Source organism: Streptomyces sp. NPDC060209 (genome assembly GCF_042728155.1).
Lineage (GTDB): Bacteria > Actinomycetota > Actinomycetes > Streptomycetales > Streptomycetaceae > Streptomyces.
Window position 1 is genome coordinate 26418 of the sequence record NZ_JBHWZS010000020.1, and the last position, 22770, is coordinate 49187.

General features: G+C 73.7%; 1 protein-coding gene (cut by a window edge). It reads left to right on the forward strand.

The features are described 5' to 3' along the window. Positions 1-22770 carry the 5' portion of a lonely Cys domain-containing protein gene (locus ACFWFI_RS06580; RefSeq protein ID WP_387386281.1) on the forward strand. 4053 nt of this gene lie beyond the right edge of the window, so 22770 of the gene's 26823 nt are visible here — the first part of the coding sequence; its start codon is at positions 1-3; its stop codon lies off the right edge, out of view.

The following is a 22770-nucleotide window of genomic DNA, read 5'->3' on the forward strand; positions in this document are numbered from 1 at the left end:
ATGAGCATCCCGGTGTCGCCCGAGATCAACGCGATGATCTTCATCCTCACCGGGGACAGGCTCACGGACGCCGACGAGGACCTCGCCTTCTACAGCCGTCTGCCTTACTCCGGCCTGGGCCGCAAGCTGGACAGGCTGTCCTCGCTGATCGACAAGTCGGTCCACGACATCGGTGAGTCCATGCCGGACGACCTCGCCAAGTCGTACGGCCAGGCCATGGGCATGCTCATCGACGACGGCGGCAAGAACTACCTGAAGGACTTCGCCGGGCAGCTCGACCTGATCGCAGAAGGCCGGCGCCAGACCTCCATGGACATCATGGAGTCCAAGTGGCAGGTCATCGCAGAGATCATCCGGCTGCTCATCGAGATCGCCATCTACCTGGCGATGTCCTTCTTCACCGGTGGCGCCTCGGCCAGCCAGATCATGCTGGCCAAGCTGCGCAGTCGGTTCTTCATCCTCACCACGCTCAGCCACCTCCTCCAGCGGCTGCATCTGGCGCCCTCGCTGACCGAGGCGTTCGCCGAGGCGTTCACCACCTTCGCGGTGCGGCTGGCGATGCTGAACTTCGCCCCGGACGGCCGCCGCCCCGACGGCTTCGACGGGAACGAAATCCTCAAGTCCGCGGCGTTCGGTGCCGCGGCGGGCTTCTTCACCAGCGTCTTCAACGGCTTCGCGAAGAACATCGTCAACGGCTACGGCAACAACTTCCTCAAGAACGGCCCGGACCTCGATTTCAAGAACAACCCCAACCCGCTGAACACCCCGGGCCCGGACCCCAAGAACAACGTCGGCCCGAACCCCAAGCCGGACCCCACTCCGACGCCCACGCCGACCCCGACGCCCACGCCGACCCCCACCCCCACGCCGACGCCGACGCCGACGCCGACTCCGAGCCCCACCCCGACGCCGACTCCGAGCCCCAATCCGACGCCGAGCCCCACCCCGTACGGGAACGGGCCCAACCTTTCGAGCCCTCCGCCGGTCACCTTCCGGAACGATCCGCTCTCCTTCCAGAACAACCTCAACCTGTGGCGGAACAACCGGATCCTGCTCAACAACGCCGACCGGCCGGGCGCGCTCGCCGGGTATTACGGGCTCAAGGGGACGGCCGACTTCCTCGCCGCCGGCTCCGGCGAGGCGCTCGCGGAGATCCTGATCAAGGGTGCTTTCGACGGCGACTGGTCCACCAGCTGGTCCACCTTCGTCGGCGCCGGCGTCAGCAGTCTGGTCGAGGGCACGCTCACCGACACCGCCGTGAACAGCGGCGCAGAACTCCGCCACGCCATCGACAAGTTGGGCAGCCAGCCACCCACGGTCTCCAGCGGCGAAGGTGGCTCCGTCAGTTCCCCTCGCTCCGGCGACGTCGGCGAATCCGATCGCACGGGCGGTTCCTCGGGCAGGGACACCTCAGGTGGCGACGGCCCGTCGCTCGCCTCGTCCCCGCCGGCCGGCGTGCAGACCACCGGCTCGGGCGACGTCACCGGCAGCCAGTCACCCCCGCCGTACGTCGCGGAGAGCCCCCCGTACGCCACCCAGGCTCCGCCGCCGTACGCCACGGAGCTCCCGCCGGCGTACTCCCCGGGCCCGCTGCCTGTGACCGCCGCCGAGAACGAGCTGTGGCAGCAGGTCCACAGCGGCTCCGCCGAGGTCCGCGAGCAGGCGCTGAGCGACCTCGCCGCCCTGCGCGGCGCCCAGCCGCCGGGCAGTACCGAGATCGGCGTCCGGGACAGCCTGCACGGCGGCCTGTCCCAGCTGCCCGAGGTACGGGTCGTGCCCGCCGGGAGCAGCCCCGCCACCCAGATCGACGTCGACGAGGTCCGCCGCGCCCTCGACGGCTTCGGCACCCCGATCACGGTGGACCCCCCGCTCGCCGTTGCCCCGGAGGCCCATGGCGACAGCGCCATCACCACCACGGTGGACGCCGACGGAGGCCCCGCCCGAAGCGACTTGCAGGGTGCCGCACCCGACGCGTCCCCGGAGAACGCACCCTTGGACGTGCCGGGGGGCTCGGCTGTGACGTCCCCGGAGAACGTGGATGTGACGTCGCCGGAGGGCTCGGCTGTGACGTCCCCGGAGAACGTGGATGTGACGTCGCCCGAGAACCCGACTGCGACGTCCCCGGAGGGCGAGGGTGTGACGTCGCCCGAGAATCCGCCTGCGACGGCTCCGGTGAATCCGGAGAGCAACGTCCAGAGTTCGCCGAACGAGTCGGTCGATTCGGCCGAGCAGGACGACCGTACGGCTGCGGCTCCCGGCCAAGGGGTCGGCTCTCCCGTCGCCACGGGCGGCCCCACCACCTCCGCAGCACCCGGCGCGGGCAGTGGCGCCCGGCCGGGTGGCGTCCCCACCGCCGGAGGCGCCCAGGCCCCCTCCGCCACGCCACCCCAGGGCACAGGGACCCCGGACGGCGCGGCCCCGGAGGGTGGTTCGCCGAGCAGCACGGGCGAGTCCTCGCAGACTGCCTCCTCTCCGGAGGCTGTCGGCCGGACGGGGACCGACGTCACGGCGGACTCCGGAGCGAGCACCCTTGCCCCGGACGCCGGCATCACCACGCCCCCGGAAGCCGATACCACCACCGCCCCGGCCGCCGACGCCGCCACCACTCCGCCGAAGGTGAGCACAGTCGGCTCGTTCGCCGACACCGGCGACGTGCGCGATGCCGGCGGCACAGCCGACGTGAAGTCCGGCGTTACCGGCGTCGGGAATCCCGGGTCCACCCAGGCACCGCCACTGACGATCGTGGTGTCGGAGGTGCCGCCACCGGGGGAGGGATCACCGGAAGCGGCTGAGCTGTTGGACGGCGCCGGGACCGATCGGGCCGTGGTGCTCGGCCCGTCGGTCGCGCCCGACACGACGGGGCAGCCGGCGCGCGAGGCCGTCGAGTTGACCCGTGAGGGCCCCGGCGCCCCGGTCCGGGTCCGCCCGCTCACCGGCCCGCCGACCGCCGCGATGCCGGACGGCACCGCGGACATCGCGTTCCCCGGCGCGGACGTGCTGCTGCCGCTCGCCTACGCGCTCGGCCCGCCCCCCGCCACCCCGGCGCCGCCCCCCGCCACCCCGGCGCCGCGCTCCGCCGCGCAGAGCGCCGCGCTCCCCGGCGCCGCCCCGGCCACGCCGCCGTCCGGCCAGGAGCCCACCGGGAAGCCGGTCCGTACCGAGTCCGCACCGCGAGGCACGGACCCGGTGCCCGTGAGGGCGCTTTCGTCCGGGCCGACTTCCGCGACCGTCACCGAAGCCGGCCCGGACGCCGAGCCGACGGTCACCACGACCGCTACGGCGACCGACGCCTCCGGCACCACGAAACGCGCCGCCCTGTCCCGTCCCTGGACGGAGACGGCCGCCGAACTGCATCTGGAGTCGGGGCGCGGCGACGGCCACCGGTCGGAGCCGCCGTGGCAGGGCGGGACGCTGCGTGACTTCCTGCCGGAGAGCGAGTGGTGGACGTTCTACATCGACCCCAAGAATCACGACGACGCCCTGGCCGCCTTCCCGGACGATCCCGGCTCCTACTACGACCACGACAGGTCCCCAGGCTTCCAGGAGGGCATGGTCGCGGCCTACACCCAGTTCCTGGGCGACCCCGACACGGTCGCGGCCCCCATGGACTCCTCGGCGTACCGGGCCATGCACGGCCTGGCGACCGGTTACCTCAACCGGTCGATCGGCTGGTCCGGCGGCCCTCCCACCCACTTCCCGTTGCGTGGTGAGGAGCTTGCGCCCGACATCTTCGACGAGTACGTCGGTGACCGCGCCCTGGTCTACGACATGACCACCCACGACTGGTCCAAGCGAGTGCCCTCACCCGGGCCGGTCACCATCCTCACCCGCCTCTTCAGCAGCAACCTCGCGCTGGCGACCAACTACCAGCTGGATGTCACTCCCCAGCTCGTCGACACGCTGTTCGAGCAGCACTACGCGCGGACCAGCCGGCCCGACGCCGATGCCGACGCCAAGCTCGCCTCCATCGCCCGAACCATCCGCGCGCTGCATGTCGTCCACCCCTTCCAGGACGGCAACCTGCGATCCAACGTCCAGATCCTGCTTCCCAAACTTCTTCTGGAACAGGGCTTCCGCCCAGTCGTGCCCGACGACATGTACAGCCTGTTCCAGGGCGGGCGCTCGGTACCGGAGATGGTCGACTCACTGGTCCGCAACGGTGCCCTGGACGCCGGCGGGCCCGGCCCGTCCCAGGACGCAGCGGCGGACCCACTCCTGGAGTCGGGTCGCGGCGACGTGGACACCATGGTCGGAAAGAGCCCCACTCGCGGCGACGCCGACACCACGGGTGGAACTCGCCCCGCACCCCGCTCGGGCGATCCAGTCGTCACCACCCTGGACGGTCGCACGGTGCCCGTGGCGCAACTGCGGCGCCTGGTGCCGGACTCGGCTGCGAGGCCCCAACCTGGCGCCCCTGTGCAAACGTTGACCATTTCGCAAAGCTTTGCCGAGGACGGTACGGGACAGAGTGCGGGGCGCAGGGCACTGCTCGGCCAGGACACCTTCAGAGGCGTGCGCACCACCTCCGGGCCCCCCGGGACCACTGCGGCCCCACATGCCCCCCGGACGGTGTTCACCGGGCCGCCGACCGCACTCCCCGGTTCGGGAACCGGGCGCGGCGCCGACTACTTCGCGGGACACGGCACCTCCCGGACCGTCACTCTGGGCACCGAGGACGCGGCGCTGCCCACCGTGAAGGTCAGCGGTGTGCAACTCGGTGAGGTGCTCAAGTCCTGGGCGCAGGACGGCGATCAGGGCCGGCCGCTGGTGCTCTTCTCCTGCGAGACGGGCCTGCAGCCGAAGGTGGCGGGGCTGCCGGTGGCCCAGCACGTGGCGAACCGGACCGGGCGCCCGGTCTACGCGCCGACCACCGAGGTGGGCACGGCCAAGGACAGGGACGGCAACGTCCGCGCGGTGCTCACAGAGGGCCCTGACGGGCCTGGGCGGTGGCGGCTCTTCACCCCGGAGCCCAGCGGTGCCGACCTGGAGGGTCTGGCGCGCGACGCGGGCCTGCACACAGGCCCGGAACCGGCCGACGCCTTCGCCCTGACCCGTACCCTCCAGCAGGTCCGCACGCTGCGCGAAGCCCTCGGCCCGGACGCCGAACAGCGGCCGGAGAACCGGGAACTGCTCGCCGGGCTCGCCTTCGTGGACGGCCTGCGCTGGCACAGCCCGGACACCGCGGCCCGCTACGGTGACGGCCGTATGACCCCGGACCTGCTGCGCCGGATGGTCATGGACCACCGCGGTGCCTCCGGCGCCACCACCGTTGATGCGGCGGACGGTCCCACGGCCGAGCAGTACGGCGAATTCCTGCGCGCCGCAGCCGGGTTGCGTGCATCCGCCGGGCCCGGCACCACGCTCGACGCCCTGCTGCCCCCGCCGCCGCCCGCGCTCCCACCGAACACGCTGGTCTCGCCGGAGGACGTGCGGGGTCTCGACTACGCGTCCACCGCGCGGGTCACCTGGTCGCTCACCAGCACCCCGCTGCCCTTGTCCGAGCTGGCCCTGAGCCCCGACGACGCAGCTGAACTCGCCCGCCGCAGGCCCGACCTGGCGCCCGCGCCGAGCCGCTCGGAGAGCCTGGCCGAAGACCTGACGCTGTTGAGCAAGGGCGCCGCGACGCCCGGACCCGCGGACACCGTGCACGCGGACGGCCTGGCCTTCCGGCGGCTGGACACCCCGGGCGGCGGGAACTGCCTCTTGCGGTCGGTGCTCGACAGTGCGCGCAGCCAGGACATACCTCCGGCGTGGGCCGCGCAGAACGTCGCCGGTCTGCGCGGCCTGCTGCGTGACCGGATCACCGGGTCCGAGCTGGGTGACGCCGTGGCCGTGGCGATCCCGGACCCGGTGTTCGCCGTGGTGGACGACCTGCGGATGCGCGCCGTCGCCGGGGTGCAGGACCCGGCGGAGCGGAACCGGATCACCCAGCTCTGGAACCGGATCGCGCAGGATGTCGTCACCGACGGCGATGCCGGCGAGTGGCAGCGGATCCTCCGGGAGAGCGACTACCCCCACCTCGCCGATGTGGCGCCCACCCCTGCCGACGCGTGGCGGCTCGGCACGAAGGAGCTCGTCGCCTCGGCGGCCGCGCTCTCCGCGCTCTGGGCCTCTCCCTTCGCCGATCTGCTTCCGGAGGCGCTGGCGCACACCCTCGACCTCGACCTGCGGCTCGTCCAGCCGGACCAGCAGTCGCCGGGGAACACCGTCGTCAACACCCTCAACCCGGGCGGCCGGGGTGGCGCCCTGCACCTGGCCTACAACGGCACCGACCACTACGACGCCCTGGTCCCGGCCTCGGCCCCGCTGACGCCCCAGCCGGCCCCGAACACCACTCAGGACCCTGTCACTCAGGACCCTGTCACTCAGGACCCGGCAACTCAGGACCCCGCAACCCAGGACCCCGTCACCCAGGACCCGGACGGGTCCGGCCCCTCCGGGGAGGGGCTGCGCAGCATGGGTGGGATCACCGACCTCGACAGCCCCGACAGCGAGACGCCCGACCGGGGCGACCCGGTACCGCTGGAGACCCAGCTCGAACGGCATCGCCCGGCGCGGCTGCTGACCGGCGAGGACGCCCGGCCACCGGGCCCTGTGCCGAACACCGTCACCTTCGAGGACGGCAGCCGACTGCCCGCGATCCTGATCAGCCCGGACGCCGACCCGGGCGACGGCACCCCGGGCGGCCGGACGGACGGGACCACGCCGAGTCGCCGGACCGGACTCTTCACCGGCCTGGGCAAGACCACCCTGCGCTCGCCCGAGCAGGTGGCCGAGGAGATCCTGAGCGGACTTCCGGCGAAGCTGCGCGCCCAGTTCGACGAGGCGGACCTGCTGCGGCTGCTGACCGAGCAGCCCGGCGCCTTCACCGCCCCGCGCGGCGCGCGCTTCGTGGGCCGTGAGAAATCCGGGGTCGGCCACGAGATGACGGTCGAGGCCATCCCGTACCACCGCTGGGAACGCTTCTCCGACGTGGACGGCGCCACTGTCCGGCTGGACACGATGCGACGCGGTCAGGCCGGCACGGGCGGCGGGCGCAGCGTCGGCTTCGGGCGACGGATCGCGGGCGGGCTGAGCATGGGACCGCCGCTCAACTGGCTGCTGAAAATCGGATTCTCGCTGGGATGGACCCGCAGGACCGACTACGCGCAGGGCACCCAGGCGTACAACCAGTCCGAGTACCGCGCCCACGAAGGCTCGCACCTGCACCTGGACGACGTCTACTACCGGGTGCGGGTGGACCGCGTCACCGAGGCACCGGCGGCCACCGCCGATCAGCGCAATCCGACGCCGTTGCAACCGAGTTGGCAGCGGAACCAGGTGCACGCCGCGGATTTCGCGATGCGCGACGGGCTCAGCTGGCGGCTCCCGGACGACCTCACCGTGCCCTACGCGGGGCCCCGCCGCGCACCGAGGACGCTCACCTTCCCGGACGGGGTCGAGCCGCGGATCACCGACACCACGGGCCTTCACCTGACGGACTCGCCGGAGGACACCGCCCTCGCCATCTCGGGTGCCCGACCCGGGAGTTCGGCGCACCGCACTCTGGTCTCGTACGTCCGGCCGGGGCGGTTGCTCCCCCTGTTCGGCCGTCTCTCCGGGCCGGTCACCGGGCCCGAGCTGACCAGGGGCAGCGGACAGCACCCGCTGGGGCACCTGATCGTGGAGCGGTCGGTGCCGCACCGGGCCACGCTGGTCGCCGAGTCGGTCAAGGCGGAACTGCGCGACCTCACCCAGACCACATACCAGAACGAGCGCGGGCACGTCCGAGACACCCGACTGGGGGTCCAGGTCACCGCCGGGCCGAACTACACCCTCGCCGGCCTGGAGACCGACGTACGCATCCAGGGCGGCCCGCTGGTCCGCGCGGACCTCGCCACCGGGCGCGGCCACTATCTCGGCGCCGACGCGGCCCGGAAGACCACCGGCCGCGTCCGCAACCACCCGGTCGCGCTCTACCGGGTGGAGCGCACCCTGATGGTGCGCAAGCCCGGCGAGCCGTCATCGGCGGCCCGCCCGGTCCGGGTGGTCAGCCTGGACTGGATCTCCACCCAGGACGCTCGCCGCCTCGCGGGCTGGGACAGCCGTACACCCGGCCGGACCGGCCCCGACCCGGACGCCGAGCCGCCGGTTCCGTGGTACCTCACCCGGGAGGACCCGGTCCACCTGAGCGGCCAGGTACGGGCCGAGGGCTTCAGCCCCAGCCGCCCGCAGCCTCAGGTGCAGCCCCAGCCCCAGCCGCCCGCCCCCCAGGACCCCATGCGGGCCTTCGCGGACACCGTCCTGGACACGCTGCACCATTCGTACCCGTCGCTGTTCGTCCCGCCGTTCATGCTGCGGCATCCGAGGGTGGCCAAGTTCTGGTACGGCGACGGGCGGATGCGGACCGCGCTGCACAACGACCGTCAGGTGCGTGAGGCGCTGAACCGGCCCAGCCTGGCGCAGAGCCTGGACGACCTGACCACCACCGGAGTGCCGGTCACCCTCACCGAGGACGGCAAGGTGCGACGCGGCCACCACACGCTCATCCTCACGGCGCGCCTCACCGACCGGCGGTTCGAGACCACCATGAGTGAGCGATCGCTGCGCAACGCGGTGATCGGCACCGAGGTCTCCGGCCAGGGGCAGCAGGCGTCTGTCACCCTCTCCGGCGGTGTCGAGCTGGGCATCTCGCCGCGTGACCACGACAAGGTGCCCGATGTCGGACTGCCGCGCCAGGCCGGCAGCGTCGCGGTCGGGGCCCGGCACGCCAGGACGGACACGACGACCACCAGGAGCACGGTCGCGGTCACCCACGACCACCTGATGTTCCAGACCGGTGCCGACCTCTACAGCTACCAGGTGGAGCTGGGAGCGTCCTTCGAGGGCCACCGACGCCCGCGCGGCTGGGCACGCCTCGCCTCGGTCGGCCTGCTGGGCGCGGGTGTCTTCGTCAGCAAGGTCGAGGAACGGCCACTGTTCACCCAGGGCAACGCGACCGTGGGCCGGGTGGAGCTGGCCGTGCCGGCCGCGCACGGCTCCGAGCACCACGCCCCCGCCGACCCGCCGCCCGCCGCCCCGGCACCTGCCGTGCCGCAGCGGCTTTCCTCCACCGAGGCGGACCAGCTCCTCGACGGCACCCGCCCCCTGCCGAGGACGGACTCCGCCGACCGGCAACTGACCCAGAAGCTGCTGAGCGTCCCGCACGTGGTGCTGAGCGTCGAGGGCGGCCCGCAGCGCCAACGGCTCATCCAGGACACCGCCGAGCACGCTTCGGGCACCTCCTGGCACGTCAGCGCGCCCGGCGCCCCGGTGCGCACCGCACTGCGCCGGGCGATGGCGAACCTCAGCGTGGCCGGGCAACTCGGCCAGTACCTGGGCCCGTTCGGCTCGCGCATCAGCGGACTCAACGGCGCCGGACCGTTCCGGACGCATTACCTCAAGGCGGCGGTCCGTGGCGAACTGGGCAACTTCCGGGTCATGAGCGACCCGAAGCCCGCCAGCCTCGAGGCCACCGTCGGCAACGAGCACAGCGTCAACGGCAGCGCGAGCACCGTCTCGCGCACCACCCTCGGCCTCCAGGGCGGCGACACCCCGGTACAACAGGCCCCCGGCCAGAAGGCGGTGGTCGGTTCGTACACCACCGCCATGCAGTACGCCTGGGGCAAGGGACGCGGTATCTCGCAGACCCTCACCCAGGGGCGCAACACCACCCTCTCCTTCGCCGGGCGGATGTACCTGGTGGTCGCCGACACCGCCGAGACCGTCGCCGTGCGGGACCGCTGGACGGCGGCGATGGGTGCGGTGGGCACCCGCGCGGGTGCCCGTATCGGTGCTGTCGCCGGACGGCTCTCCGAGGGCCTCGGCGACAGCCTCGCCCCGCGCCGGGCCGCCGCCGCGCTCCAGCGCATCCGCGACGCGGTGATGTTCCACCTCCCGATGCAGGACGTCATCGAGGCCGGGCTCGCCCCGGACGGCCTGGGCACCACCACCCCGCACAACCTCGGCGGCGGCTACCGGGTGCCCCCCTACCTGCGCGACCGCCGTTTCCCCACCCACCCCAGCGGCCAGCTCGACGCCGGCCCGGCGGCGCGGCAGCTGATGGGGCAGTTGGAGAAGGCCGGAGTGCCCTCGCACGACCGGGAGCAGGTGCTCCAGCGGCTCTCGCCGGACTTCCTCGCCGCCCACCTGCACGAGCTGACGACCGACGGAATGACGCTGCCGGTCCGCTATCGCGCCTGGTCCAGCCCGTTCCACCTGCCGGTCGGCGGCAGCCCCGGGCAGGTCAGGTTCAAGCTGACGCCGGTCACCACCACCGTGGACAGGCTGCGCACCGGCTACGAGCTGGAGGACTACCGCACCACCGCCCGCGACACCGTCGACGGCACGTCCCAGGACCGCGGCGCCGACGTGACGCTCAGCGGTGGCCAGCGCGCGGCGGACAGCGGCATCCTCGTCGCCAATCCCTCGCTCCAGGGCACCGCGGCCAAGCAGCGGTCGAGCAACCGGGCCCGGACGGCCGGCACCACCGCGATGCCGAACATCGCCACCACCCAGGCGCACGCCGAGATCGTCACCAGCTACACCCTGACCGTCACCATGACGGACGCGACCGGTGATCCGCTCGCCCCCAGTGCCGTCGGCGTACCCGTCGGCAGCCTCAACGAGATCCTCCCGGCGAGCCTGCTCACCCCGGACGGCGACGGCGCCGACGGCGCGCTCACCGAGCAGGGCGTGCCGGAACCCGAGCGCGCGGTGCGGATGCTGACCGCCGACCAGGCCCGCCCCGAGGCTGTCGCCGCCTGGCGCACCGCCGCCGCCGGAGACACCACCGGCAGTGCCGATCCGGACGTCCTGACCTTCGACGACCGGATCGGCTCCGGCATCCTCGCCGTGGACATCCGTGGCGCGGCCAACGTGCAGGACGCCCTCACCCTGGCCACCGCCCGCGCCGACGGCCTCGGGGACACCGACCTCGGCCGGCGGCACACCGGCGCGGTCCTCGACGGACGCGTGCGCACCGCCCGCCGCACCCCGCTCACCGGCCTCGGCACCGCTCCCGCCCGGGCCCAGCAGGAGGCCACCACACAAGGCGGTCTGACCTCCGGCTTCCGCGAGGCCCTCGGCGCCAACGGCGTACAGCTGCCCACCCAGGCCTCCGCCCACCTCCTCGGCCAGTCCCACACCGCCGACTCCCGCCTCTACGCGAAGATGCACCGCCGCGGAGCCCGTCTGCTCGCGGTGGAGAACAAGCCGCGCATGGAGGCCATGCAACGGGCGAAGACCTCCGACGCGCTGGAGGCCGGAATCACCGACAACGTCGAGGGCGCGGTGGGCACCGCGCCGCTGGCCGGCAACAGCAACGCGGGCGTCACCAACCCGGGTGCGACCGTGCCGGTCGGAGGAACGAACGACGGCACCACGCTCAAGAGCACCGTCGACACCACCCTCGGCACCCACACCAAGGTCGTCACCGACCGCAGCATGCTCTTCGCGGTGCCGGTGAGCTGGCTCTCCGTGTCCGAGGTGGACCACAGGTTCACCGACAGCCGCCCGCTGTACGCGCTCGGCAAGGCCGAGCGCGGGCCGCGCGCCGCCGAGGCCGAGACCACCGCGCTGGTCTGGCTGCGCGAGGACATCGCCCGGGACTACGGGCTCCTGGACGAATCCACGTTCACCGCCGAGGTCCTCGCGGCCTGGGACGGCCAGGCCAAGGCGGCGGGCGACCTCGCCACGGCCGAGAAGGGCTACTACGACGCCAGGGCGCGAGCCAGGGAGACGTGGCTCGGCCTGAGCACGGAGGAACAGGCCGCGCTGGACGCCGACGGTTCCGGCGTGGCGGTGACGCCTTCCCCGGCCGTCGCCGCATGGCAGGCCGCCCGGGAGGAGGTACTCCGCTGGGAGCAGCGCACCGACGCCGCCGCGGCGGACCACCACCGGCTGCACCTGGCGGCCTCCCGTCTCACCGCCCACCACCAGGGTTCGGTCCGGGTCCCGGTGAAGGACCTCCCGCAGGAGTACACCGAGCCGGAATGGAGCTCGGAGGCGCCCGAACCGTACGGGATCACCGATGCCACCGGCTCCGCCCCGCGCACGATCACCTCGCCGGACCGCGTCACGGTGCGCGAGGTGCACGAAGTGCCGCACGACGGCGCCTCGTTCTTCCACGCGCTGCTCGCCGCCGCCGCCCAGGACCGCGGCCGCCTGCCGCACCTGCTCGGGACCGACCTCGCCGGCCGGTTCGCGGCAGACCCCGGCGACCCGGCGGTCACGGCCGAGGCCATCGGCACCGCTCGCGACCGTCTGGCCTGGGCGCTGGGCCAGGACGGCAACGAGGACCTGCTGGACGCCCTTGCGCTGGACGCCGCAGACACCTTCACGCAGGCCGAACTCAAGGCCGCCGCAGTGCAGCTGACTGATGCTCAGCAGACTGAGTTCGATGCCTTCGGACGTCTCCCGCAGACCCTCTGGCCGACGCCCGCGCAGCGGGTGGCTCTGGCCACCGCCGCCCTGTCCCGCCCGTTCGCGAGCGAGCCGCAGCAGGACGGCACCCAGGACCCGGACGGCGAACCGGCCCCGCCCGAGCGCCGAGCGGGCGACCACGGCGGCGCCGACCTGCTGCCCGCCCTCGCCGCCCGGGTCCTGGGCACCCCGCTCACCGTGGTCACCGGCGAGGGCCGCGAGCAGCTCTTCCTCCCGCACGGCACCGACCCGGTCGCCGTCGACCCGGCAGCCGATCCCGTCCTCTTCGCCCACGAGGGCTTCTTCCACGCCGCCCTCCCGCCGGGGACCCCGGCTCCGGTCGCCACGCCGCTGCCGGCTCCGGCGACCGCAGGGACCTCGGACACGGACAGCACACGCCCCGCGAAGCCGACCGCGCACCGCAGCCACGCCCGCGCGCCCTGGCTCCCGCCCGCCGAAATCAGCGCCCCGCGCTACCGGCTCGCCCAGGACGGCGTCCTCACCGCACCCGACGGCGCCACCTACACCCAGGGCACTCCCACCGGCCGCGGCAACGGCTTCTTCGGCGCGCTCTCCACGGCCCTGCACCGGGCGGCCGAGCAGCCCGGGACCGACCGCCACGAGGCGGGACGGCTGCGTAACCGCGCGGGAGCGCCGCCCGCCCAGCTGATGCGCCTGAACGGCCTTCCCGGCACCCCCGCCGAGCGCGACTCCCTCTTCACGCCGCCGCCGATGAGCGTCCGTCCCGGCGGGCCGAGTCCGAGCGCGGACGCCCTCGATGGCCATCTGCGCCGCCACCTCGCCACCGCGCCCTGGGGCCCCGAGGCCGACCGCGCCGTCGCCGAATGGGCGGCCGCCGCCAGCGGCACCACCGTCACTCTGATCGAGGAGAACGGCACCGCACACACCTATCCAGGCCCCTCCACCGACAGCCCCTCGCTCCGGCTCCGGCGCCGTGGCGGCGACTTCGTCCCTCTGGTCCTCCGCACCCCGGCACCGGAGCCGAAAACGCAGGCCACGACTCCCGTCGGCACCACCCCGCCGGTCCCGCCCGTTTCGCAGCAGGACCCGGCCGCCGTTCCGCTGCCCCCGTCTCCCGGTTCCACGACCGGCAGCGATGTCCCTGGGCTCCCGGGCGAGGAGGAGGCGCACGAGCTGAGCACGCTGTCCGGCGCCGAGGCCGATGCGCTCGCGCGGCTCCGGTTCACCGACGACTCCGAGGCCGATGCGCTGGGGCGATTCCGGTTCACCGACGACACCAGCGACTCCGACAGCGAGGACGACGCCCCGAACACCGAGCACGAGGCGTGGCTCGACCTTCTCTTCGGACCCGCGGCCCGGCACGGCCACTCACCCGAGCTGCTCGTCGGCACGGCGCTGTCGCTGCGGGAACTCGCGCAGGCGCACGCGGAGCCGTCGTCCGTGGCCACCGGCGCCCTCGACGCCCTCCAGGGCCTGACCCGGCGGGTGCTGGACCTCGGCCCGGACGTGGGGGTGAGCGAGCGGCACCTCCTGCTCCTCGGGTCGCTGGCCCTCAGCGCCTCCCCGAGGGAGCTGGCGGACGAGGCCGCCCTCGCCTCGTACCTGACGAGCCATGACGCCGCCCTGGGCCGGGGGACGCAGCTGGTGTCGGAGCAGGGCACCGGGCGGAACTGGACAGGCACCGGGGCCGAGGTGCCGCCCCTCGACTCGTACGCGGTGGAGGGCGAGGACGGCCGGCTCAGCACGTGGCCCGCGCCGTGGCAGGCCCCGTACATGGTCCTCGCCCAGGGGGGCGCGGAATCGGTCCAGCTGAACACCCCCCGCGGCACGTTGACTCTGGACGACCCCGGGGAGTTCGCCCGGCTCATCGCGCGGGACCCGGCGCGGCCCGCGGGCGCCGATGTCGTCCTGGCCGTCCCGCACGGCGAGATCGCGTCCTTGGCGCGGCAGGTCGCCGATCTGACGGGCGCCCGGGTCTGGTACTCGGAGCACGACCCCCGTCCGTCCACGGACTGGCGCACCGGCACCGACCACCTCATGCTGGGGCCCCTCGGCGACGACGTCGCCACGGCGTGGACCTCCGTCCAGCCGGGTCAGGACGCCGACAGCGAGGGGGACGTCTCGGACATAGTCGGCCTGTACGAGCGCGGCTCCGGCCACGTCGAAGGGGTCGACGCACGCAGGGCCGAGCCGCTGACCACGACGAACTACGGCGTCGTCAACGGCCGCGACACAGACGTGATCTTCCGCAGGCCCGGCGGGATCCAGGGGAGCTGGCAGGCACCGCGGGCCCTGACGGGCACGCACGACGCACCCGAACTCGCCATGTCCGTGCAGGACTACCATGAGACGCTCGTCATGGAGCGGCCCGTCCTGCAGATCTCCTCGGACCGCACGCTCGCGGTCGAGGACGGGATGTACGGACAGCAGGTCTTCGCGACGCAGGAGGCCGTCGACCGCGCGTCGGTCAAGCTGTCGCGCGCGGGCACCGTGGTGCGGTTGCGGGCCGACCAGGACCTGAGCGTCATCCTGCCCACCCCCGACGGCGGCAGCAGGCAGCTCTTCCTGGTGACCCCCGTCTTCCTGACCCGCTCAGGCCAGTCCACGGAGGAGGTCTGCCGGGACTTCGCCGACATGCTGGCCGACACCTCCCGCACGTCGCACATGGTCTTCCGCGCTCCCCGGGGCGGCCCGGCGGTCACCGCGCCGGTCAACGCCTCCGACGGGGTGGAAGTCACCGGCACCCACCACCTCGCCGACGCCCTGGGCCACCTCGCGGACGGCGACGTGCGTCCGGACACGGCGGATCCGGTGTGGGCGGCTGCGCTCGTCCGCCAGGACCACCGTCCCGCGGGCGGTGACGGCGGTCCCTTGCCCGGCCGCGCCTACGGCAGTGCGTTGAGCCTCGCCCAGGAGGACGACCCGCGGCGCGACGCCCTGTCGGACGCCGCGGGCCGGATCGGGGTGAACGAGCACGCGTGGGCCGAGATCGGCGAGGGCTACGTCGTGCAGTCCGTCGCGTCCTCCGGCGAGCAGGGCCAGCCGAGCCTGGAACACAACTTCGCCAAACCGCAGGGGGGTTCCGGCGGCGGGCACTTCGGCTACCACTTCGTCACCGTGGTCCTGGCCAGTGAGGACGACAGCCACCAGATCTCCCTGGAGAACCACGCACGTGTCTCGGGACGCAACCACCGGCACCGCAGGGCTGTCCAGTCGAACCTGCGCAACCACGACCTGGCGGATCTGCGGGAGATCGCGTCGCGACTGCGCCAGGAGATCGAGGGGCAGCCGGAGGAGGGCGCCGACAATCACCTCGTGGAGCTGCGCGGCTACCTCGATCTGACCCTCGCCCTGGTCAGGGCGAAGCAGGCGTGGACGGAGATGAACGCGGCGCCCGCCGGTTCACCGGAGCGTGCCGCGGCCGAGAAGACGCTGGAGGGCGCCACTCGCGCTGCCGCGCACCGGATCGGGCAGGTCGAAGCGGTCATCCCGGGCAAGCACCAGTGGTACATGCGGATGTACTCGCAGCGTCCGGGCGAGTCCGTCCACGACACCAACGCCGAACTGCTGTCGGACAGGCCCTCGGCCGAGGCCAATCCGCTGACCGCCGTCGTGCTCCGCGGGCAACAGGCCTTGCCGGTGTCCGTCTCCTTCGACAAGGGCGCCCAGCAGACGCCCGAGAGCGCGAAGCACCCAGTCCGGCACCTGGCCAAGGTGGTGGCCAGGACGGCCCTGTGGAACGCCGCCAACGGGCTGCCGTTGCCGGACGTCGAGGTCGCCGGCCGGCGTGGCACCCGCTCCCTCGGACGGGACATCGCGAAGGTGCGTGCCGAGGCGGTCGCGGCCTCGTTCCGGCAGGAGCTCGCCGAGGCGCTCGCAGGGCTGCAGGACGGCACGCCGCAACCCCATCTCACCGCCGACCTGTTCACGGTGAAGCCGGTCTCGGTGCGCGACCGCAGGTCCTCCACCGGCGACGCTGCCACCGTGAACATCACGGTCGAAGACCACCGCGGCGGACCGCGGCAGGTCGCCACCCGGGGCCTGCGCGGCGGTTCCCTGCCGGGAGGTCTGCCGGGCGGCTCGCGCGACGACGGTCTCGACCCGGTGGCGGAGCAGTGGCCGATCGGCCGCCCGGTCACCGTCATGCGGCCCCGCTTCGGTGGCGTCGACCCGAGCTCCGTCGTGGCCGCAGCCGAGGTGCGCGCCGCCACTGACGTACGCGCGACCTACCCGACCTCGGACTCAGGGACCGCGGACACCGTGACCGAGAAGGGCAAGGCCCCGGCCCGCACGACCGAGGACGAATCACCGGCCACCGCGGGCCCCCGGCCGAACCGGTGGTTCACCTACACGCGTTCCGCCGAGTCCCGCTCGGAGCCCTTCCGCTACGAGGTCGCTGACACCGGGCACATCAGGCTCCCCGAAGGGGAGGAGATCCCGCCGGACGGGTGGACGCGGTTCGGCCACGACTTCGTCCACGTGACGACGGGCGCGATCCTGCGGGGCGACAGCGGCTGGATCGGCCGCGTGGCCAACATGGACACCCTCGCACTCGTGATGGCGGACCTGGATCAGGAGTCCGCGCCCCACCGGGTCGTGGCGGACTCCTCGGCCCTGTACCTGGTGCCGGAGGGCGACGGCGACACGGCCCTGCGCATTCCGCTGGGGCAGGCCGACTCCGGTGACACGCCCGCCCCCGAACAGGAGCGCCCCGGGGCCACGGTGGCGGAGCCCGTGCCGTCCTCCGGTGCGCCCCGCGCCCGCCTTGACGACCGGCCGCGCATCGTCGTGCGATCGGCCTTCGACGTGCGACGTTTCACCCACGGCGGCGAAACCGTCACCGACCTGACCGTGCGGCTCGCCGTCCGCCAGGGAGACGGGCGGGCCGACACCGACGCCGTCATGGAGCGGGTGCTCCAGGGTGTGGAGGAGTTCTACAACCGGCCGGGGCACAAGCTGCCGAACGGCGACCGGCTGCACGTCACCGTCGAGTCGGTCCAGCCCGACCAGGACCCCCACATGACGGTCGATCTCGTCGGCCGGGACCAGCGGATGAACCAGCGGGCGTGGTGGGCCGACGCAGACCCGGTGGAGTTCGCGCACGAGCTCGCACACCAGTTGTTCCTGCGGGACGAGACGCGCGACACGAGCAACCCCGACCGGCTCCACGCACCGGGCAGCCTGCTCGGCCCGTTCCGCGAGCAGGCAGCCGACGGCCTGGCGCAGAGCGGTCTGCGCCCGCGCCACCTCCAGCTGTGGGCCGCCGTGGCCGGGGACATCGCGCCGCACACCGCGCCGGAGGGGGCCAGTTGGGCCGACGCGAGGACGGGCGCGACGGCGGAGCTCCGGGAGCCGGTGTGGGTCGACCCGGTGTCGCTCCCCGCGGCCTCCCCACAGACCGGTCCGGACGGTGCGGTGCCGCCTCCGCTGCCCCCAGGAGAAGCCCTGCCCACGCTGTCGGAGGCGTCCGACGAGTCGGAGTCCGAGCCTGACTCCGACGACGAGGTGGAACGCCCGGTCTGGGCCGACCCGGGCTGGCTGAACACACTGTTCGGCCCCCTGCTGGCCGGCGTTCCGCGCGACCGGCTCCGGGAGACCTCCGAGGCGCTGTACGACCTCGTCCACGCGGAGGCGGGCACGCACCCGACGTCGCAGGCGCTGCGCAACGGCCTGATCCGCGTCACCCGCCAGGTCCTGCACATGGCAAGCGGGGCCATGCCGGGCGCCGCGGACGTCCTGCTGCTCGGTTCGCTGGCGCTGGACGCCTCCTCGGACGACCTCGCGAGCACCGACGACCTCGCCCTGTACTTCGTCGACCGGCAGATCGAGACCGGACGGGGCGCCCTGGACGAGGGCACGCTGCTGCGCGACAGCGACGGGAACGCCGTCGGGCGCGACTTCACCGGACCGGGGCGGCCCGCCCCCGAGACGGCGTCCTACGCCGTGCGGGGCCGGGGCCGGGTCATCCAGCGGCCCGCTCCGTGGCAGAACCCGTACCTGGTCGTGGCCGAGGGAGCCGGCCACGGCGTCGAAGTCGTCATACCGGGACGGACCTTCCGGGTGGACAGCCCCGAAGAGCTGGCCCGGCTCATCTCGTACGACTCCCGGCGGCCCCGCGGCGCGGACATCGTCCTGGCGCTCCCCCCGGAGTACGCAGCGACCGTCGCGTCCCTCGTCGCCGCGACGACGGGCCGCCGCGTCTGGCACCCCGAGGCGCCGGTCGGCGTGGCCACGCGTCCGAACGCGGGGACCCGCCACCTCATGCTGGACCTGAACGACGGCAACACCGGTGCGAGCTGGGCCTCCACCGACCCGCCCGAGGACGGCGGCCTGCCCGGAGCCCGCGACCTCAGCAGCGGGAGCGACACCGACAGCGTGTCCGACCCGGACAGCGACGACGACGGGTCCAGCAGCGACGGGGACGCGGAGTTCGACCGCCTGGCCGACCAGGCGGTCCTCGAACGGCAGATCGAGGCGCGCCGCCCCCGGCCGCTGACGACGCGCGACTACGGCGTCATCGACCGGCACGGCACCGGGGTCCTGTTCACCTCGCCGCTCCCGAGGTCCGTCGGGGAGGTCCGGACCGGGGACGGCACCGGCCCCGACGCGCTGGTCCTGCCACGCCAGGACCACGGGAACGTCCTCATGGCCGACCGGCCGCCGCTGCACATCTCCGAGGACCGGACACTGGCGATGTACGCGGCCGGCGACGTCGGGACCGGCAGCAGCCAGCAGGTGTACGCCACCCGCGCGGTGATCGAGCACTCGTCGGCGCGTCTGGCGGCGGCCGGGGCGGGCGTGCGGCTGAGGGCCGACGAGTCGGTGGGGGTGCTGCTGCCCGGGGAGGACGGTTCGTACGGCGAGCCGCTCTTCAGGGTGGAGCCGGACTTCCTGACGGCCTCCGGTGGTTCGGAGCACGCCTTCACGCGGGACTTCGCCCAGATGGTGGCCGGCGCGACGACCGCGCCCCTGTCCCACATCGCCTTCCGGGGCCCCACCGGCGGTGTCGTCGCCACGGCCCCGGTGAACGGGCTGCACGGCCGGGAGGTCACCGGCACCCACCACCTGGCACGGGCGCTGGCGGAGGCCGCCGAGGGCCCCGGCCCGGCCGCCGACGTCACCCCCCGCTGGGCCGCGCGCCGGACGGCCCTGGACAACCGCTTCGCCGGCGGTGTGGTGGGCGCTCCCACGCCGGGCGAGCACTACGGCCGTGCCCTGAGCTACGAGCCGCAGGACAACCCGCTGCGCACCCGACTGGCCACGGCCGCGCGGCGCATCGGCGTCAACGAGTACGCCTGGGCGGGGGTCGGCGAGGGATACCTGATCCAGTCGATCAGCACCACGAACGACAGCGGCGCGCAGCTGTTCACGCACAACCACGCCAAGCCCGGCGACCGGGTGGGCCCGCACGCCCCGTACCACTTCGCTCAGGTGGTGCTGGCCAGCGAGGACGGCACCCACCAGATCACACTGGAGAACGAGACCCACTCCCGGAGCGAGATCCCGGCCGAGGCCCTCGACGACGTCATCGACGAGAACCTCGACCGGTACGGCGAGGACGAACTCGCCCGGCTGGCCGACGGAGCCGGGCAGCGCGTCGCCGAGGCGCGGCGGAGCGGAGCGGGCGAGGCGGAGATCACCCGCCTGGAGGGCTTCGCGCGGGTGGCCAGGGCCCTCGCCGAGGTCCACCAGGCGGAGCAACTGCCGTGGTACTTCGACGAGGACCGCCCCGAGCACGCGTTGGCGCTGCGCGAGGTGGCCGGGGCGCGCTCCCGTGCCCGGGAGCTGATCCGGTCCGCCGCGCCGGTGATCGGGAGCAAGGACCTGTGGTCCTTCCGGGCGTACAGCAGACGACCGGGGGAGTCCGCGCACGAGGTCAACGCGGCGCTGTTGTCGGAGAGTTCGCCCGCCGTGGCCAACCCGCTGACGACGGTGGTGCTGCACGGTCACACGCCGCGGCGCCACCAGCGGACGATCCGCTTCGAGGAGAAGGAGCACGACACCCCCGCCGACGCGGACGACACGATCGACGGACTGGCCCTGACGCTGGCGCGCGCGGGGCTGTGGAACCGGGCCCACGGCCTACCGATGCCTTCGGTCACCGTCACCGGGCACGGCAACCGCTCGCAGGCCAGCGGCCAGGCGCGGGCCGACGCCGTCGCCAAGGCACTTGCGGCCAGGCTGGCCCAGGTCCTGGGCACCTTCCAGGCAGGCTCGAGCGGGCCGGGCGTGGGCGTGAGGGACTTCGGCCTCACCAAGTCCGCGAAGCGGGTGCGCAGTGCCACCGACCCGGCGCAGGGGCGCGTGGTGACGATCGAGATCGACGACCACCGCATCGTCCCGCCCGCGGTGTCGGGCCGCACCACGCCGGCCGGTGAACCGCCCCTGTCGGAAGAGGCCGAGGTCACGGAGCCGACGACCACCGAGCCGGAGGCCATTGCGGAGCCCGCGATCACCCCCGGGTCCGCCACGACCGCCGAGCCGACGGATGTCCGGCCCGCGACGGCCGAGTCCGAGGCCACCACCGAGCGCGCCAGGTCCCGGCCGCCGGGCCGTTCCGCACAGCCGAGCCCGGAGCGCAGGAACAGCGAGGCGCCCCCCTGGGTCATGGCGCGTATCCGTTACGCCGAGGAGTCCGTGGCCTTCGACCGGCGGCTGGGTGAGTACCTGGCCGAACGCAAGGCGGTGACCGACGAGTTCCGGAAGATGGCGAAGGCCGCGTGGGGGGCTGCGCGCCGGCAGTATCCGCACGCGTTGGCGGCGTTCGGCGACATCAACAAGGGCAAGGCGGGTGCCGTCGGCACGTCCCGCGTGGCGCTCCAGCAGGTGGTGAGCAGCGGGAACCTGCGGGAGCTCGTGGCGTTCCTGTACGAGGGGATCTCCAACGATCTCGTGCCGGAGATGCTCGGAGGCCCCGAGGAGATGCATCCGGAGATCACCGCGGAGCGGCCGAGCCGGCGGCAGCGGGAGGTCTACGCCGAGTTCATGCGGAGAGCCTTGGAGATCAAGGACTCGGACATGCCTCTCGCGGAGAAGGAGGCCGCGGTCGCGGAGCTGCAGCGCTCGGTGGTGACCCCGGCGGACCCGGACACCGCGCGTCCGCCGTTGAGCGAGGCGGAACGGCTCATCGCGGTCAACAGGACGGCCGGGCTGAACTGGATGCCGGCGACGGCGGTGTACGACCTCCCGATGGACGCCGGCTTCCAAGGCGGCTCGGAGGACTCGGGCGGCCTGGTGGCGACCGGCACCGCAGGATCCACGTACCGCTTCATGCTGCAGGCGGCCCGGATGCGGGAGCAGTGGGGCACCGACCTGGACCTCGGCCTGATCCGGGCCGGGATGCTGGCCATCTCGCTGACGGTGGGCCACCACACCGTCCACGAGGTGATGCGCGGCGCCCAGCTGGCGCTGAACGACACACCCGGCCACGACCCGGCCCTGGACTACACGGACAACTGGGGCCGTTACTGGAACATCCATCCCTTCACCGAGCAGGAGTTGCGCGAGAACGTCGCGCGGGACGGGCTCTTCCCCGACGAGCACGCCCAGGCCCTGCTCGACGAGCTGGACGCGAAGTCCGGAACCCCCGGTACCGGCACACGCGCGGACGGCGCCGGCACCCACGCCGCGCTCCCGCACCGCCCGCTCCACACCCGGCCCGTCGCCGAGGCGAACCCCCCGGTACCGCAGGCGGCGAACCCGGTCCGGGATCCCGCCACGCCCCGGAACGCCGATGCCACGCCCCGGACCGTGCCGTCCGACGACCGGGCACGCCGTCCGGCCGAGACGGCAGCCGCCTCGGTGCTCCCGTCCCCGCCCGCCGGAGGCGCCTCCGTCACCGTCGAGGCCGCCTCCCCCGCGGAGCTCGCCGCCGCCTGGGACGCGCACGCACGGGAGCTGGCCGCGCTGGGCGAGGCCGCCGCCGAAGGCGCGACGGTGGAGCGGGTCGGCGGCGACGGGACGAAGGTGGCAGAAGCCTGGGCCGGGGCCGACGAGGCACGCCGGCGGCTGGAGGACGCCGAGGTGCGGCTGTGGGCCCTCGGTGTCACCCCGGACGCGCTGGGCGAGGCCAGGGGCGACGGCTCCGACACGGGTGACATGGCCCCGGTCCTGCCGAGGGACGCCGCCCGACACCGGTGGATCGCGGGGCAGTTGACCGACGGCGACCTGCCGCCCGCCCTGCCGGGGCCCGCCGCGAGCGAGACCGTCGGCCTGGAGGAGCTGGGCGCCGTGGGCATCACGCCGTCCCAGGGGCAGCGGACCGAGATGGTGCTGCGCGGCGACGACCGACTGCCCGCAGGCGCGTTGTCGCCGCTGGACCTGGTCCGCGTGCGGATGGCGCGGCCC